We start from the raw sequence: 15414 nt of genomic DNA, 5'->3' as shown, positions 1-15414 counted from the left end.
GCCGTCTAGTGCCGGGCCCCGCCCGGCAGGACGACGGCCGCCAGGCCGGGCACGTCGAACAGCGGCCGGCCGCCCGACGGGGAGAGCACCACCAGCTCCTGCCGCCCACGGACCTGGTCCTGGGGCACCTGGACGACGGCGAAGCCGCCGTCCACCGGCCCGACCGGGAACCGGCCGGCCGGCAGCGGCAGGCGGGCCACCTGCCGTCCCGTGACGTCGAACTCCAGCACCGTGATCCGGTCGCCGGAGTACTCCAGGGTGAAGATCCGCTCGCCGCTCACCTGGACGGACAGCCCGTGGTCGGTGTCGCTGAGGACGCCCGCGCCGGACGTCAGGGTGAGGGCGCGGCCGGTGCCGGCGTGCTCCAGCGTGACCCGGTCGAGCGGCGGCCTGTCGTGCCGTCCGGTGTCGAGGAGGAGCGGCTCGCCCGACGGCGGCAGGCCGACCGGCTCCCGTCCGGGCGGCAGGTCGAGTTCGCGGGCATTGCCGCTCGGGAGCTCCAGCGTCCGGTAGGAGCGCACGTCCCCGCTGGCGTGGTAGCCGACGATCAGCCGCCGGGAGTCCGCCGACCACGCCCATGGGCTGTACGCGCTGTACGCGCCGCCGCCGGCCGGCGGTTCGAGCCGGTGGACCGCGACGCCCAGCAGGTCTCTGACCTCGTACCCGCCTCTGACGGGTTGCCCGAGCCAGCGCCCGTCGGGGGAGAGCGTGATGTTGCCCGGCGGGCTGACGGTCCGCGCGCCCAGCAGGAACTGCCGGCCGTCGGCGAGCAGCAGGAAGGTGGGGCACTGCGACTGGCAGGCGGTGTAGACCAGGACGCCCCGCCCGGCCGGGCCGGTGACGGGCAGCGCCGGCGCCTGGGCGGGCGGCCGGACGGTGTGCGGCGGCGAGGCCACCGTCACGCCGGTGTCCGGACCGGCGGGCGAACGCGCCTGGAAGACGGTGAGACCGCCGACGACCACCATGACGGCGGCCGACCCGGCGACCAGCGCCCTGCGCGGGACGAACGCCGGCCCGCGGGGCCGTCGCCACGTGCGCAGCCGATCGATCATGACCTTCCCGCCGAACCCGTCGTCGGTCACCGGTCCAACCCTCCGTCGTGGACGCCTCACTTGCAACACCCGGCGAGGCCGGCGGAGGGTCGGGCCGGTTCTCAGACCGCGGCGCCCCACAGCGCCAGCCCCATCAGCAGGACCAGCGCCGCCCGGCCGAACGTGCGGGCCGAGGCCCGCTCCGCGGCGCCGAAGCACAGGCAGGGAGCCGCCTGCTCGCCCATGACCAGAAGATACGTCTGCGCCACCGTGAACGACAGGCCCAGACACGTCCCGGCCACGCCCACCAGCACGTCGCCGGTGACGGGGGAGAAGGCGGCGAGGGCGACGAGCGCCTCCACGGTCACCACCGTGAAGGCGCCCGCCCGGGCCACCCGTCCATGGAGCCCGAAGGCCGCCAGGCCGCTCCGGAAGGCGCCGAGGTCGCGCGCCTTCCCGAGCACCGCCAGTACCAGGACGAGACCCAGCCCGTAGCGGGCGACGAGGGCGATCATCCGATCACCAGCAACGCCACCACGGGCACCGCGAGCACGACGAACAGGACCTTCATCTTCGGCAATGTGAAGTAGAACGCCGTGTCCGCCTCCATCCGGTCCCGCGCGAGGGCGAAGGTCAGGAGCATCATCGCCCGCGCCGCCGCGAAGCCGGCGCCCGCCAGGAGCGCCTCCTGCCAGGACGCCAGGAACAGGATCGCCACCGCCATGATGTGCGGCAGCCCTGTCGGCGAGTACGTGCGCATCCCCGTGCCCATCTCGGCGCCGAACTGCACGGCGCCCCAGAAGGGGATCCTGGTGACGAACTGCGGCACGAGCCGCGCGTTCTGGAGCAACGGGAAGGACAACACGTCCAGCTCGCGCAGCAGGAAGATCACCGCAGCCGCGGCGACCATGATCTGCAGAACCACTGCGGGGAACGGAGCCCGCAGCACGGAGCCGACGACCACCAGCACGAACGTGACGGCGCCCGCTCCCACGAACAATCCGGCGATGAAGCCGGCGACATCAGCACCCCGCCGGACCGACGAGGACAGCACCCAGGCGCTGTTCAGGCTTCAAACGGAGCCCGAGAGGGAGAAGCCGGCGACGAGGGCGGCCACCAGCCAGGTGAAGCCCTTCGTGTCCGCGCCCGCAACCCTCGAACACAGCACCAGGGCCTCCGCCGCCGCGATCAGTGCCAGTCCGGGCACCAGCAGGCGGACGGATCTTCTGGTGGCGGAGTCGCTCATGGACCCGGGTCAGATCGCCGTGCGGCAGATGGAGAAGCGGGAGACGTTGCCGCCGCCGCAGTCGTGGTACTCGTACCAGCCGTCGGAGCACATGCGGCGGGTGCTGGTGGTGCCGCCGCCGTACCACTTCCAGGCGTTGTTGCCGTCACAGCTGGAGGGGTTGTGGGTGTAGCGGAGGTTGTAGCAGGTGCCGGACGCGCCGTCGTTGCGGTGCCAGGAGCCGGAGCAGTTGCCCGAGTAGAGCGCGGAGGACGGCACGCAGACGGAACCGGCGTCGGCGAAGCCGTGGCAGGTCTCCCACGCGGTGTAGGCGGCGGCCGTCGCGCCGCGCGGCTTCGACCAGGGCAGCAGGTCGAGGACGCCGAGCCCGGTCGCCACGGCGGCGCCGGTGGCGATGCCGAGCACGCGCCGCCTGCTCCAGCCCTCGCGCGTGGCGCCCACCCGCGTCGGCAACGCCTGCGCGGGCATCTCCTCGGCGCTGGGTATCTGGTCGAGTATCGAGGTCCGCTTCTCGGCCTTCACAGCTTCACTCCCTTTCTGTTCGCGACCGCTCGGTCGACGATCTCCGTGAGCGCCTCTCCCGACCCCACCGGAGCCGTGAACACCACGACGCCGTTCTCGTCCACGACGAGCAGGGCCGGGCTGTAGGGCACGCTCGCCGCGCGCCAGATCGCCGGGTCCTTGATCACCCGGATGGAATCGGGCAGGGACTTGTCGAACCCGGGGTCGTCCGACAACACGGTGAACGACAGGTCCGAGGGCAGGCCGGGCGCCATCCCGGCGGCGGCGCGCAGGACGTCGTCGCAGATGGGGCAGCGACGGTTGACCTTGATGACCATGGTCGTGGCGCCGGGCACGCCCAGCCCGTTCGCCTGGGTCTCGGACCCGGCCGCGGCGAAGCGCACGCCGACCCCGTTGTAGGTGGCCAGTTCCAGTTCGCGTACCCGCCGGTAGAGTCCGGCCCCCGCCGCGAACAGCAGAGCGACCAGGACGGCCAGGATGATGACCACCGCGGTCAGCGGTTCCACGTCAGGCCCGCCACTCGACGCGCTTGACCTTGTTCAGGAAGTCGGCCGCGGTCTCCGGGGTGCCCGCGCCCGAGCGGGCCGCCACGCCCGCCTTGTTGTAGCTCGGGGCGTTCCAGGGATGCAGCGTGACGATGGCGGTGTCGGTGACCAGCAGGAAGGGGGCCACCGAGTCGGACGGGGGCGCGGGCAGCCGCCACAGCTCGCCCGAGGGCGCTCCGTAGCCCCGCCACTTGGGGATGCGGTTGATCCCCGCCTGCTTCGGCTCGACCGTCATGGTGCCGACACCCGCGATCGAGATCGCGTAGAGCTCCATGGAGACGTCGAACCGCTTGCCGCCGTCGGCCATCATGCCTTCGGGGGTGTCCTGCCACGTCACGCGGCTGAACATGTCGACGATGTCGGCCGACTCCCATTCGGGGGAGTAGAAGAGCCCGTGCGCCATGTGCCAGGGGCCGAGCCAGGCGGCCCACCTGGCGTCGGACGGGTCCTCGCAGTCGTAGACGACGACCTCGCCGCCCGCCAGGGAGAAGCGCTCTCGTTCGCGTCCGCGGACCGAGTTGACGCCTGCCGTGAGGGAGGACAGGGGAGCGAGTTCGAGCCCCCAGGTTTCCGCGGTGGTCTTCCGCGACCCGTATTTCGGGGTGTAGCGGACGTGGCCGGTCCAGGAGGCCAGCGAGGCGGCCTCGGTGTCCTCGACCTCCAGTTGGAGGAGAGAATTCTTGACGGTACGAAGAGAGGATAAATGCGCCATTAAGCCCCAGCCTTTCGTGGCAGATCGCGGGCGCTAGATCATTTGGCACGAAGCCTTACACGCGCCATCACCCAGGTCAAGACACAAGATCCACACGTTTTTCCGTGGGAAAATTCGGGAGAAAGGTGCCATTACGGCCCGGTCACTTCGGCGTCGGTAAATGGCCATATTTTCGTCATTTACGGGTGTGGCGTCGGTGCCTGGGCGCTGCACCGAAGACGGGGTCGCGGCCACCGCGGCGGCACGGCGGTGAGGACCAAGGTCCTTCGACCGACGGTCGTAGGACACTGCCCGCGGCGCGCGGAAAACGGTGCGATGGAGGCGCGGAAGAGAACGACGAACCATCGCTGAAAGGGGATCGTCATGGCCGCCACGATCGACAGGCCCGTCACCTACCCGAGCATCACCGCCGCCGGCCGCCGTCCGGTCGACTACGTCTGGGCCGTCGCCCGGATCGCGATCGGCTGGATCTTCCTGTGGGCGTTCCTGGACAAGACGTTCGGGTGGGGGTTCGCGACCCCGGCGGGCAAGGCGTGGATCGCGGGCGGCAGCCCGACGACGGGCTTCCTCAAGGGCACCGGCGAGAACGCGCTGGGCGGCCTGTTCTCGGCCCTGGCCGGACAGGCGTGGGTGGACTGGCTGTTCATGGCCGGCCTGGCCGGCATCGGCCTGGCGCTGGTGCTGGGCGTGGGCACCCAGATCGCGGCGGTCGCCGGCACGCTCATGCTGACCCTGATGTGGGCCGCCGAGCTCCCGCTGGCCAACAACCCCTTCATGGACGAGCACATTGTCTACGCCATCGTCCTGATCGGCCTGGCCATGACCGGCGCGGGCGCCACGCTCGGGCTGGGCAACCTGCCGATCGTCCGCCGCAACGCCTGGCTCAGGTAGTGCCCGGACGCGAACGCCCACCCCGCACCACGGGGTGGGCGTTCCGCCGTCACCGTGGGCCGTGCCGGGCACGCAGGGACGAAAGCCCCGTCACATGAGTGCCTTCGGCCCCGCCGCCGGGGACGTTCGCTCCTGCGTGGACCGCTCCGGACAGGCGCAGGATGGAGAGAGAGGGGCAAGGAGGTACACCATGTCGATCGAGGTCAAGGACGTCATGGGCCGGGTGGCCATCGCCGTGCTGGCGGACGCGTCGTTCGCCGACGTCCTCAACGCGATGAAACGGTACGCGGTGGGCGCGGTCACCGTGATAGACGCCGACCGGCGCCCGGTGGGCGTGGTCTCCGAGGACGACCTGCTGCTCAAGGAGATCGACCCGGTACGGCACAGCGTGTCGATGTACGAGCCCCACCGCCGGCGGGACGAGCACCACCGGGCGACGGCCGTCACCGCGGCCCGGCTCATGTCCACCCCGGCGATCACCGTCACGCCGGGCACGTCCGTGCGCGAGGCGGCCCGGATCATGCACGACCGGCGCATCAAGCAGCTCCCGGTGATCGACCCGGCGAGCGGGCGCATCGTCGGCACCCTGCACCAGCGCGACGTGCTGCGCGTCTTCGCCCGTCCGCGGGCGGAGCTGGAGGCCGAGGTCCGGGCCGTGCTCCCGGCGTCCGGGGCGATCTCCGTGGAGATCGAGCAGGGCGTGGTGAAGCTCGGCGGGCGCGTGGAACGCCGGTCGCAGGCGATCGCGGCGGTGGAGGCCGTGCGCGCCGTCGAGGGCGTCGTCGACGTCACCAGCGAGGTGACCGCCGACCATGACGACCTGGTCAGTGTTCCGCCGCCGCGGTAGAGCGGGGGAGCGCTGCGCCACCCGTGACCGGGCGCGCGATGGAGGCCAGTCCAGGGTGCTCGGCGAGAAGCGCGCGTCCGTCCACGCTGTCCTTGACTGATCGCCTTTGAGGTGGTCATGGCACAATGCCCGGCATGCGTATCCGGATCATGGCCCTGGCCGCCGTCGCCTTGACAGCCGCGGGGTGTGGTCAACCACCCCTCGCGCCCTCGGCGAGCGGGACCACCGCACCGCCTTCCGCGCCTTCGGCCGGCGCTCCTTCGCCCTCCGCGAGTGTGAGCGCGACGTCCGGCGGCGGCGACACCCGGCCCGCGCTGGCCACCGTCCAGGGGACCGTCGAGCCGAACTACAAGGCCGAACTCGTCGGGCTCAACCGCGTCGGCGGCAAGCACCTGATCGTGCAGTTGCGCCTGTCCGCCGGCATCGGCAAGCCGCTGCACTGGCAGGCGCCGCTCGCCGACCCGATGCGGCCGCTCAAGTGGCGCGGGCCCGCCGGCATCGCGGTGCTCGACGCCCCGGCCCATCGATGGCTCATGCCGTACAAGCCCGCCGACGGCGAATGCCTGTGCAGCGACCCCGACCGCGACGACCTCGAAGCGATCATCGACCCCGGCGAGTCGCTGACGGTCTACGCCGTGCTGCCCGCGCCGTCCGGCAACCCGGCGACCACGACGATCGTCACACCGATCGGCCCGCCGATGGCCGACGTCCCGATCAGCGACGACCCGCCCGTGCCGCCGCCCGGCCAGCAACTGCCCGACGCCGACGCGTCCCGGGTCGAGACCGTCAGCCACCTCATCGAGACGCCGTCGCAGTCGCTCGACCGCACCGAGGAGACGACCGACGACGGCGCCGACCTCAAGGTCAGCCTCTCCTCCGACGTGCTGTTCGCGCTGAACAAGGCGACGCTCACGCCGCGCGCCCGCACGGTGCTGGCCAAGGCGGCCAAGCTCATCGACACGTCCGCGGACACGACGATCGAGGTCGACGGCCACGCCGACTCCTCCGGCACCGACGCCGTCAACGAGCCGCTGTCCCGCCGCCGCGCGGAGGCGGTGCGCCGGGCCCTCATGCCTCTGATCACGCGCGACCAGGTGACGTTCAGGGCCCGTGGATACGGCTCCCGCCGCCCGCTGTACAGCAACAGCTCCGACGAGGGACGGCGCCGCAACCGCCGGGTGACGATCACGTTCGCCAAGCCCGCACCGGCTGACGTGCCGGCCGCCGGCACCACGGCGTCCCCGCTGCCCGAGGGCGAGGGGACGACGGCGACCGTGCGCGCGAAGGGGGTGCCCTTCGACCTGAAGGTGACGTCCTTCCGCCGGATGCCCGGTGACCTGGGCCTGCTCCGCTACACGATCACCAACCGGGGTGACGGCGAGGCGTGGTACCACGACCTCAACTGGGCCGACGACTGGAACGCCTTCAAGCACCACGCCGCGACGAACATCCAGGTGACCGACCCCGCCGCGCGCCGCCTGTACCGCCCGGCCCGCGTGATCGTGGCCGAGGGGGAGGAGCCGGGCACGTACTGCGCATGCACGAACACCTCAGGGGTGGCCTTGTCGGCGATGAACTTCGAGGCGGGGGAGACGAAGGAGTTCTGGTCGCTGTACGCCCTGCCCGCCCAGGCTGACGCGCTGACCGTCAAGGTGGCCACCTGGCGCCCCTTGCAGGTGCCCCTGTCCTGAGCCCGCGCCCCCGTGCGGGCTCCTTCATGAGACGTCGGCCGCTGCTCGGGCGAAGGCGCGGATGAGCGGCGTCTCGGCCGCCGTACGCCAGGCGAACGTCCACCGGCACGGCGGAGCGTCGCGGATCGGGACGAAGGCGAGGCTGGGCCAGGGGTAGAAGGCCGCGGCCTCGGCGGTGACCCCGGCGGTGGCCTGACCCGTGGCGACGGCGCTGAGGGTCTCCTGCCAGGTGGTGACCTTGTGCCCGCGGCGGACGGGGCGGCCGGAAGGGGTGTGGTACGGGTTGAAGATCTCCTCCATGCAGGAGGGGATCGACCGGCCCTCGACCACGGTGCAGTCGCCGAGGTCCTCCAGGCAGATGGAGTCTCGTCCCGCGTAGGGGTGGTCGGCGGAGACCATCAACACCACGTCGGAGGCGTGCGAGGTCGGTCTGATGGTCAGGTCGGGCTCGCGGATCGGCAGCCACAGGTGCGCCACGTCCACCTCGCCCGACTTCAGCAGGTCCAGCGGAGAGGCGGGCTGGATCTCGCGGTGCTGGAGCCGGGCGTTCGGGTGGCGGGCGAGGAACAGGTCGAGAACGTCCTTGATCTGCGTGGAGAGCGGACCGACCGTGCCGAGGGTCAGTGTGCCCGCGGTGCCGTCGGCGGTGGCCTGAGCGGTCGCGATCCCCTGCGTGATCTGCCGGTGGCCGCTCTTGAGCGCTTGGTAGAGCTGCTCACCGAGCGGTGAGAGGCGGACCGCTCGGGTGGTGCGGTCGAACAGGGGCGCGCCGATGCGCCGCTCCTGCTTCTTGATCGATTGGCTGACGCGGGCGGGGCTGATGCCCAGCCGCTCGGCCGTACGGCTGAAGTGCAGCTCCTCGGCCAGCGTCAGGAAGATCTCGATCTCCCGCATCTCCACGGGCGGGCCTCCGCATTCTTCATCTCAGGGTTAAAGGACGTTATCGGATCCGTCGTAGATGCGGGGCGGCCGGGTGGGAGAGGCTTGGCGTGTTCGAAGGACGTGCGGCTTTGGAGGTTCGGTGCCCGTCGGATATCTGATCCCTGTGGCACTCGTCGCGATCGGGACGCTGTTCGCGCTGCGGCCGCTGCCGGGGTGGAGCGCGCTCGGCCGGGTGAGCTACTTCTTCGGGCTGGCCGCCAACGAACTGCCGTTCGCCGCCTTCTTCTGGCTGCTGCTGGCCCCGACGGCGCTGGCGTTCGCCGAGGGGGACATCCACACGCCGGGCGGCTGGGCGGTCGTCGCCCTGGCCGCCGTGACGACGATCGGGCTCACCGTCATCGCCTGCCGCGGTCTGGGGGAGCGGGCCAGGATCTGGCGGGCGATGGACGCCGGCCTGGGCGCGGGCTGGCGCGCCGCCATCGACGCCGACCTCGCCGCCGGACTGCGCCGTCGTCCGCCGTGGGGTCGCATCCTGTTCCTGCCCATCCTCAAGCGCCGCGCGGACGTCCGCCGGGTGGCCGATCTCTCCTACGGCGAAGCAGGCCGGCGCAACCTGCTCGACGTCTACCACCACCGCTCGCGTCCGCAGGGCGCGCCCGTCATGATCCACCTGCACGGCGGCCACTACGACAGCGGCCACAAGAACAGCCAGTCGCTGCCGTTGCTCTACCGGCTCGCCTCCCAGGGGTGGGTGTGCGTCAGCGCCAACTACCGGCTGCGGCCCCAGTCCCAGCACCCGGACCACCTGATCGACCTCAAGAAGATCATCGCCTGGGTGCGCGAGCACGGCCACGAGTACGGCGCCGACCCCTCGACGCTGTTCGTCGCGGGCAGCTCGGCGGGCGGGCACATGGCGGCGCTGGCCGCGCTCACCCCGAACGACCCCGCCTACCAGCCGGGCTTCGAGCAGGCCGACACCTCCGTGACCGGCGCCGTCTACCTGAACGGCTGGTACGGCACCTACTTCGACGGGGACCCGCAGTCCGCGCCGCTGGCCCACGCCACCGCGGACGCGCCGCCGTTCTTCGTGGCCCACGGCGATCTGGACCCGCTGGTGCCGGTGGCCGAGGCCAGGCACTTCGCCGACCAGCTCCGCCGTACGTCGGCCGCCCCCGTCGTCTACGCCGAGTTGCGTGGCGGCAACCACGCCTTCGACCTGTACCACTCGGTACGCTTCGAGGCGCTCGTGGACGCCATCGAGGCCTTCACCGCCCGGGTGAGATCGCAGCAGCGGACCCCGCAGCCTTAGCCCTGCCTTCGCCCAGCTCGACCTGCTGCTGATGGCCGAGACTGCGGGGGAGTTCACCCGCTTCGGCGGGGCCTACGAGGCGTACCACCAGCACCTGGTCATGCTGATCGGGCAGATCAAGCCGGAGGCGGACGCGGGCTTCCTCGCCGACGCCCTGCTCGCGCCGGTCGCGGCCAACCTGGTCGTCCATCGGGGCCGTACGGCCTCCGCGGTGAAGGCGGGCCTCGACGCGCTGCTCACGGGCCTGCGACAGCGGTGCTCTGGAGCTGAGCGCCGTTCACGCGGCCGGGCGGACGTCCGCGAGGGAGACCGGGGAGAAGGTCCGGTCGAGCCGGGTCACCTCCAGCAACCGCAGGACGGCCGGCGTCACCCCCGTCAGCCGGAGGCTGCCGTGGCGGGCGGCCGCCAGGTCGCGCGCGGCCACCAGCGCGGCCAGCCCGCGGGCGTCCATGAAGGTCACCCCGCTGAGGTCGAGGACGAGACGCGTGCCCTGCTCGGCGAGGGCGGCGGCGATCCGGGCGCGGAACCCCGCCTGCGTGGCCAGGTCCAGGTCGCCGGCGACCTTCAGCACCGCCCGCCTGCCCGTGCCAGGCCGCGCCTGAGAACCCATGTCCGTCTCCTTACCTTCGGCGGGCGGCCGGTGGCCGGCGTTCGTCAGCGGAAGCACGATGCCCCCAAAGCGAAGCTACGAGAACGCCGGCGATCGGGATAGGGCCCAAAGTCCCACCTCCGGCAGCCGAAGGACCGGGCCCGGCCGGGCGGCCACGGAACGGACGGCCCTGAGGACCAAGGTCCTTCCAGCGAGGGGCGTACGACACTGACCGGGAGCGGGCGCCCGCAGTGGAATAGGGGTGAGACAAGGACGTACACCCCCCACCGAAAGGGAGGCCCGCCATGGCCACCACCATCAACCGGCCCGTGATGGACGTCGCCCCCGTGCAGGCGGCGCGTACCCCGGTCGACTACGTCTGGGCCGTCGCCCGGATCGCGATCGGCTGGATCTTCCTGTGGGCGTTCCTGGACAAGACGTTCGGGTGGGGGTTCGCGACCCCGGCGGGCAAGGCGTGGATCGCGGGCGGCAGCCCGACGACGGGCTTCCTCAAGGGCACCGGCGAGAACGCGCTGGGCGGCCTGTTCTCGACCCTGGCCGGACAGGCGTGGGTGGACTGGCTGTTCATGGCCGGCCTGGCCGGCATCGGCCTGGCGCTGGTGCTGGGCGTGGGCACCCGGATCGCGGCGGTCGCCGGCACGCTCATGCTGACCCTGATGTGGGCCGCCGAGCTCCCGCTGGCCACCAACCCCTTCATGGACGAGCACATCGTCTACGCCATCGTCCTGATCGGCCTGGCCATGGCCGGCGCGGGCGCCACGCTCGGGCTGGGCAACCTGCCGATCGTCCGCCGCAACGCCTGGCTCAGGTAGCTCGGACCCGTCACGGGCCCACCCCTCGGCGGAGGGGTGGGCCCGTGGCATTTCAGGTGGGAGCCGCGAGGGTCACCGGCTCACGGCGTCAGCGCTGCAGTGTCAGCACCCCCGGCCGGTAGGGCAGGAGGCCGTAGTCGCCGCCCGAGCTGGGGCTGCGGCCCTGGTAGAGGAGTTGCAGGTTGCACGGGTCGACGGTCATGGTCTGGTCGGCGCCGGTGCGGACCAGCTCGCCGTGGCTGATGTCGTTCGTCCAGGTGGCGCCGCTGTTGGCCTTGCCGGCGAACGGGTTGCCCTCGGTCGCGGCCTGGGGCGTCCAGGAGCCGTTCAGGCTGGTGGCGGTGAACGAGCGGAAGTAGCGGCCCTGCGCGCCGATCGCCTCGACGATCATCAGGTACCGGTTCTGGCCCTGAAGCTTGTAGACCTGGACGGCTTCGAACAGGTTGTTCGTCGTGTCGCTCATGACCACGGTCGAGGCCGTGCCGAAACTGCCGGGGAAGTTCCCGATGGGCATGCTCGCCCGGTAGATCTTGCCGTTGTCCCCGGCGAAGAACAGGTACATGTCAGTGTTGTCGCCGATGACCGTCTGGTCGATGGGGCCCGTCCCGGACCCCGAGATGCTGCCGGAGAAGAGCGTCTGCGGCGCCGACCAGCTGTTGGGGTTGGCGGGGTCGGTGGAGGTCCGGTACGAGAAGGCGGGCCCGCCCCACTGGTAGGCGAGCACCCAGACGTTCTTGGGGGCGAAGAAGAAGAGCGTGGGGGCGACGGCTGAGAAGGACATCGTGTTCTGTGTGGCCGAGGCCATGTCGGACCAGCTGGCGAGCGGGCTGAAGTTCATCGACCCCCACTTCGTCCCCGTGTCGTGGGTCGTGGCGTAGACCAGATGCCGCCCGTTGTAGGGGGCGACGGTGAAGTCCTTGAGCGAGACCCAGCCCGCCTTCGGGGTCGCCAGCGGGCCGGTCGAGGTCCAGCGGTAGGTCGAGGGGAGGTCACACATGCCGGGGTTGCCACCGTCCGTCCGTACGAGTTGCCATTGCTGGTTGGCGCCGCCCCAGTCGTCGTACTGGACGATGTTGGCGCCGTCGGCCGTGGAGGCTCCTTGGACCTCCAGGGCCTTGTTGCTGTGGCGGGAGATGAGTCTGACGTAGCCGTCGGGGCTGTCGGCGAGCTTCCATTGCTGGTTGGCGCCGTTGAGGTCGGTCCATTGGACGATGGGGCCGCCGTTGGCGGTGGAGAAGTTGTAGACGTCCAGGACCTTGCCGGAGTGGCGGGATTTGATGCGGTAGTAGCCGCCGCCTGAGTCGACGAACTGCCATTGTTGCTGGTTCTGGTTGTTCCTGGTCCATTGGGTGATGCGGCCGCCGTCGGCGGTGGACAGGTTGTAGACGTCCAGGGCCTTGCCGCTGTTGCGGTTGACCAGGACGTACCAGGCGTTGGTGTCGACCGTCGCGGCCGACGCCTCCTGGGCGGTGAGCAGCACGCCCACGAGAAGCAGGGCCGTGACGGCCGCGAGGACACGTCTCACAGGAACCTCCAGAGGTTGTCGTCCGAGCCGTTGTCGTCGGCGAGCACGACCTGCGCGCCCTGGGACGCGCCGGCGACGCCGAGGACGCGCCCGCCGCCCGCGCACTGGACGCGGAAGGCGGCGCCCGACCCGTGGCGCAGCCGCCAGCGATGATCGGCGGTGCCGTTGTCGGCCCACTGCACGACCCGCGACCCGGCGGCGGTGCCCATGTTCTCCACGCCCAGCACCTTCTGGCTGTGGGAGTTGCGCAGCCGCAGGTAGCCGCCGGTGTCGTTGACGGCGGTCCACAGGTGGTCGGCGGTGCCGTTGTCGCCCCACTGGACGACGAGCGCGCCGTCGGCCGTGGACATGCCGGAGATCCCGAGCACCATCCCGGTGCCCACGTTCTGCAGGCGCCGCGCGCCGTTCGGCAGGAACCGCCACTGGTTGTCCGGGCTGCCGTCGTCGGCGTCCTGGACCACCTGGGCGCCGTTCGCGGTCGAGCCGTTCAGGATGCCGAGCAGCTTGGAGCTGTGGACGTTGCGGATCTTGACGGAGCCGTCGCCGGCGTCGGTGACCGTCCAGCGGTGGTCGGCGGTGCCGGTGTCGCCCCACTGGAGCACCCGGGCGCCCGCGGCGGTCGACATGTTCTCGACGCCGAGCACCTTGCCGCTGTGCGCGTTGCGGAACCGCAGGGCGGTCCCGTCGACGATCAGGACCCAGTCGTGGTCGGCGGTGCCGCTGTCCGTCCACTGCAGGGCCGCGCCGCCGTCGGCGGTGGACATGTCCCTGATGCCCAGGACGAGCCCGCTGGCCGCGTTGACCAGCCGGAAGCTCGCCGTGCCGGTCCCGCCCTGGACGTTCCAGTAGACGACGTAGTTGTGGCCGGTGGCGTCGTGGAAGGGGCCGAGCCGCACCGGCGCGCCGTCGGCCGTGGCCGTGAAGGCCAGGGAGGAGCCGCCGGTCCGGGTGATCGAGGAGGGGTTCAGGGCCGGGGCCGACGACAGAACGGTGTCGCCGTAGTCGCCCGACAACACGACCGGGCCGTAGGTCACGGCCTGCACGCCGGGGTTGTCCGCGGCGGCCTTCATGACCACCCGCATGGGCAGGCGCACGGTCACGGTGTCGCCGGACGACCACGACCGGGTGAGGCCGGCGTAGCTGCCCGGCGCGGCCGCGATGTCCTGCCGGACCCCGTTGACGCTGATCGTCGCGCCCTGCGTCCAGGCCGGGATCCGGACGCGCATCGTCCACGATCCGCTCACGTTGCCGGTGACCTGCAGCGACGTGGTGTCGCTGACCGGATAGGAGGTGGTCTGGGTGACCGTGATGCCGCGCCGGCTCCAGTCGAGGACGGAGGGCACGAACAGGTTGACGAACAGGGTGGTGTCGTCGTGGAAGTAGATCGAGTCCATGAGCTTGGTGTTGGTCTCGATCCCGGTGCCCTGGCAGCACCAGAACGTCCCGTAGTCCGTGCTCCAGGTGCCGCCGCCCCAGGCCGGTCCGACGCCCCGCCGTCCGCCGGGGTTGAGCGGGGTGAAGTAGGTGACGTGCCCATGCGCGTCGGCCGGGTTCTGCTGGCCGAGCAGGTGGTTGAGCAGGGCGTTCTCGTAGTAGTCGAAGTAGTCGGCCCGGTCGGGGGACAGCAGCCACAGCTCCCGGGTCAGCTTGAGCATGTTGTAGGTGTTGCACGCCTCGCCGGTGTCCCTGGTCAGGTAGGAGGCGATCGCGCCGGGCGCGCGGAAGTGCTCGGCCTGGCTGTTGGAGCCGTTCACGTACGTGTGCGCGCCGACCGTGATGGCCCAGGCGTTGACGGCGATGTCGCGGTAGCGGGTGGCGCCCGTCGCCTTGTACTCGCGGGCCGCGCCGATCCACTTGGGCACCTGGGTGTTGGCGTGCAGGCCGTTGAGCCGGTCCTGGTTCGCGGCCAGCGGGTCGAACACGGCCGCGTGGTCGAACCGCTGGGCCGCGGCCAGCCAGCGGGGGTCCCCGGTCGCCTGGTACAGGTCCGTCAGCACGGCGTTCATGCCGCCGAACTCGGTGCCGAGCATGGCCTGCGCCTGGGCGGCGGACAGCCGCGACGTCCGGGCGTCCACCCAGCCCGCCAGGGCGAGCAGCACGGTCCTGGCCTGGGTGTCGCCGATCAGCCGCCAGACGTCCAGCAGCCCGGCCAGGGTCTTGTGGACGCAGTAGTAGGGCACGTTGCCGTTGGTCAGCGTGCGGTTCTCCAGGGCCGTGAAGTCCGACTCCGGGAAACCGGACAGGTAACCGCCGGTGAACCCGGCGGCCGGGTTGTTCGCCTGGCACTTGGCCAGTTCCGCCACCATGTAGCGCGCCTTGTCGCGGCAGGCGGTGTCACCGAGCACGGCGTACGCCTGCGCCCACGCCGTCAGGAAATGGCCCTGCGCGTGCGACCGGAAGGGGAAGCCGGGCGCGTCCCAGCCGCCGTTGGGCGCGGCGCCGCCGGTGGACAGCCGGTGGTTGGCGCGGAAGACGTACAGCAGCCGGTCGACGTCGACGAAGCGCAGGTAGGCGAGGGCGCGGTTCTGGTTGTCCAGCAGGCGGCCGGCGGTCAGCCGGACCTGGCCGAGGTCGAACTCGTAGGCTGAGACGCCGAGGTCGGGCCTGCTCCAGGGGACTGCGGCCAGGGCGGGGGACGCGCCGGCCATCTGACCGACGACGGAGAGCGCGGCGGTCGCGCCCGTGGCCTGGAAGAGCTGACGGCGGCTCAAGGACATGCGGAGCTCCTTGGGATGGGGGGCGGTGAACGGCCGGGGCCGGTCACGGGGGCAGCAGGTCAGGGCCTTCGAAG

At 71.4% G+C, this 15414-nt stretch carries 16 protein-coding genes; 5 read left to right on the top strand and 11 right to left on the bottom strand.

From position 1 onward, the window contains the following. Positions 1 to 5 precede the first annotated feature (5 nt). The 7 genes from ACWEJ6_RS37645 to ACWEJ6_RS37615 all read right to left on the bottom strand — a co-directional run bounded on the left by ACWEJ6_RS37645 (position 6) and on the right by ACWEJ6_RS37615 (position 4056). Positions 6 to 1082, bottom strand: a complete 1077-nt coding sequence (locus ACWEJ6_RS37645; RefSeq protein ID WP_452430040.1) for a hypothetical protein — start codon at positions 1080 to 1082, stop codon at positions 6 to 8. A gap of 71 nt (positions 1083 to 1153) precedes the next feature. Beyond that, positions 1154 to 1546, bottom strand: a complete 393-nt coding sequence (locus tag ACWEJ6_RS37640) for a MauE/DoxX family redox-associated membrane protein (protein ID WP_452430038.1) — start codon at positions 1544 to 1546, stop codon at positions 1154 to 1156. Next, positions 1543 to 2085 carry a hypothetical protein gene (locus ACWEJ6_RS37635; RefSeq protein WP_452430036.1) on the bottom strand — a complete coding sequence of 181 codons (543 nt, stop codon included), beginning with the start codon at positions 2083 to 2085 and terminating at the stop codon, positions 1543 to 1545. The genes ACWEJ6_RS37640 and ACWEJ6_RS37635 overlap by 4 nt, the downstream gene beginning before the upstream one ends. A gap of 18 nt (positions 2086 to 2103) precedes the next feature. Further along, positions 2104 to 2277, bottom strand: a complete 174-nt coding sequence (locus tag ACWEJ6_RS37630; protein ID WP_452430034.1) for a hypothetical protein — start codon at positions 2275 to 2277, stop codon at positions 2104 to 2106. Positions 2278 to 2286: 9 nt separating this feature from the next. Further along, on the bottom strand, positions 2287 to 2799 hold the full coding sequence (locus tag ACWEJ6_RS37625) for a hypothetical protein (RefSeq protein ID WP_397159905.1): 513 nt from the start codon (positions 2797 to 2799) through the stop codon (positions 2287 to 2289). Continuing rightward, positions 2796 to 3305 (bottom strand): hypothetical protein, encoded by a 510-nt coding sequence (locus tag ACWEJ6_RS37620; RefSeq protein ID WP_452430031.1) that lies wholly within the window; start codon positions 3303 to 3305, stop codon positions 2796 to 2798. Before ACWEJ6_RS37620 ends, ACWEJ6_RS37625 begins: the two co-directional genes overlap by 4 nt. Before the next feature lies 1 nt (position 3306). Next, entirely contained in the window at positions 3307 to 4056 is a 750-nt protein-coding gene (locus ACWEJ6_RS37615) for a hypothetical protein (RefSeq protein ID WP_452430029.1), read from the bottom strand. Between the two features lie 363 nt (positions 4057 to 4419). Here ACWEJ6_RS37615 and ACWEJ6_RS37610 point away from each other — a divergent pair, with 363 nt between their 5' ends. The 3 genes from ACWEJ6_RS37610 (at position 4420) to ACWEJ6_RS37600 (ending at position 7485) form a co-directional block, all read left to right on the top strand. After that, positions 4420 to 4947 (top strand): hypothetical protein, encoded by a 528-nt coding sequence (locus ACWEJ6_RS37610; RefSeq protein WP_452430027.1) that lies wholly within the window; start codon positions 4420 to 4422, stop codon positions 4945 to 4947. A 190-nt stretch (positions 4948 to 5137) separates the two neighbouring features. Next, positions 5138 to 5794, top strand: coding sequence for a CBS domain-containing protein (locus tag ACWEJ6_RS37605; protein WP_387676402.1), 657 nt, complete (start codon positions 5138 to 5140; stop codon positions 5792 to 5794). A gap of 275 nt (positions 5795 to 6069) precedes the next feature. Beyond that, complete coding sequence (locus ACWEJ6_RS37600) at positions 6070 to 7485, top strand: OmpA family protein (RefSeq protein ID WP_452430025.1); 1416 nt, start codon at positions 6070 to 6072, stop codon at positions 7483 to 7485. A gap of 24 nt (positions 7486 to 7509) precedes the next feature. Here the strand turns inward: ACWEJ6_RS37600 and ACWEJ6_RS37595 are convergent, their stop codons facing one another. Next, positions 7510 to 8379 carry a LysR substrate-binding domain-containing protein gene (locus ACWEJ6_RS37595; RefSeq protein ID WP_452430094.1) on the bottom strand — a complete coding sequence of 290 codons (870 nt, stop codon included), beginning with the start codon at positions 8377 to 8379 and terminating at the stop codon, positions 7510 to 7512. A gap of 151 nt (positions 8380 to 8530) precedes the next feature. On the opposite strand from ACWEJ6_RS37595, the gene ACWEJ6_RS37590 reads away from it, so the two are divergent. Continuing rightward, complete coding sequence (locus tag ACWEJ6_RS37590) at positions 8531 to 9676, top strand: alpha/beta hydrolase (protein ID WP_452430022.1); 1146 nt, start codon at positions 8531 to 8533, stop codon at positions 9674 to 9676. A 277-nt stretch (positions 9677 to 9953) separates the two neighbouring features. On the opposite strand, the gene ACWEJ6_RS37585 is transcribed toward ACWEJ6_RS37590, so the two are convergent. Then, positions 9954 to 10286, bottom strand: coding sequence for an STAS domain-containing protein (locus tag ACWEJ6_RS37585; RefSeq protein WP_452430020.1), 333 nt, complete (start codon positions 10284 to 10286; stop codon positions 9954 to 9956). 284 nt (positions 10287 to 10570) lie between these two features. Here ACWEJ6_RS37585 and ACWEJ6_RS37580 point away from each other — a divergent pair, with 284 nt between their 5' ends. Then, positions 10571 to 11098, top strand: coding sequence for a hypothetical protein (locus tag ACWEJ6_RS37580; RefSeq protein ID WP_452430018.1), 528 nt, complete (start codon positions 10571 to 10573; stop codon positions 11096 to 11098). 88 nt (positions 11099 to 11186) lie between these two features. Here ACWEJ6_RS37580 and ACWEJ6_RS37575 read toward each other — a convergent pair whose 3' ends face one another. Further along, positions 11187 to 12623 carry a non-reducing end alpha-L-arabinofuranosidase family hydrolase gene (locus tag ACWEJ6_RS37575; protein WP_452430016.1) on the bottom strand — a complete coding sequence of 479 codons (1437 nt, stop codon included), beginning with the start codon at positions 12621 to 12623 and terminating at the stop codon, positions 11187 to 11189. Further along, positions 12620 to 15340 (bottom strand): beta-L-arabinofuranosidase domain-containing protein, encoded by a 2721-nt coding sequence (locus tag ACWEJ6_RS37570; RefSeq protein WP_452430014.1) that lies wholly within the window; start codon positions 15338 to 15340, stop codon positions 12620 to 12622. The genes ACWEJ6_RS37575 and ACWEJ6_RS37570 overlap by 4 nt, the downstream gene beginning before the upstream one ends. Between the last annotated feature and the right edge of the window lie 74 nt (positions 15341 to 15414).

The organism is Nonomuraea sp. NPDC004702, from assembly GCF_053601695.1.
The sequence above is the reverse complement of the archived record's forward strand: the minus strand, read 5'-3'. Positions and strand labels throughout refer to the sequence as shown.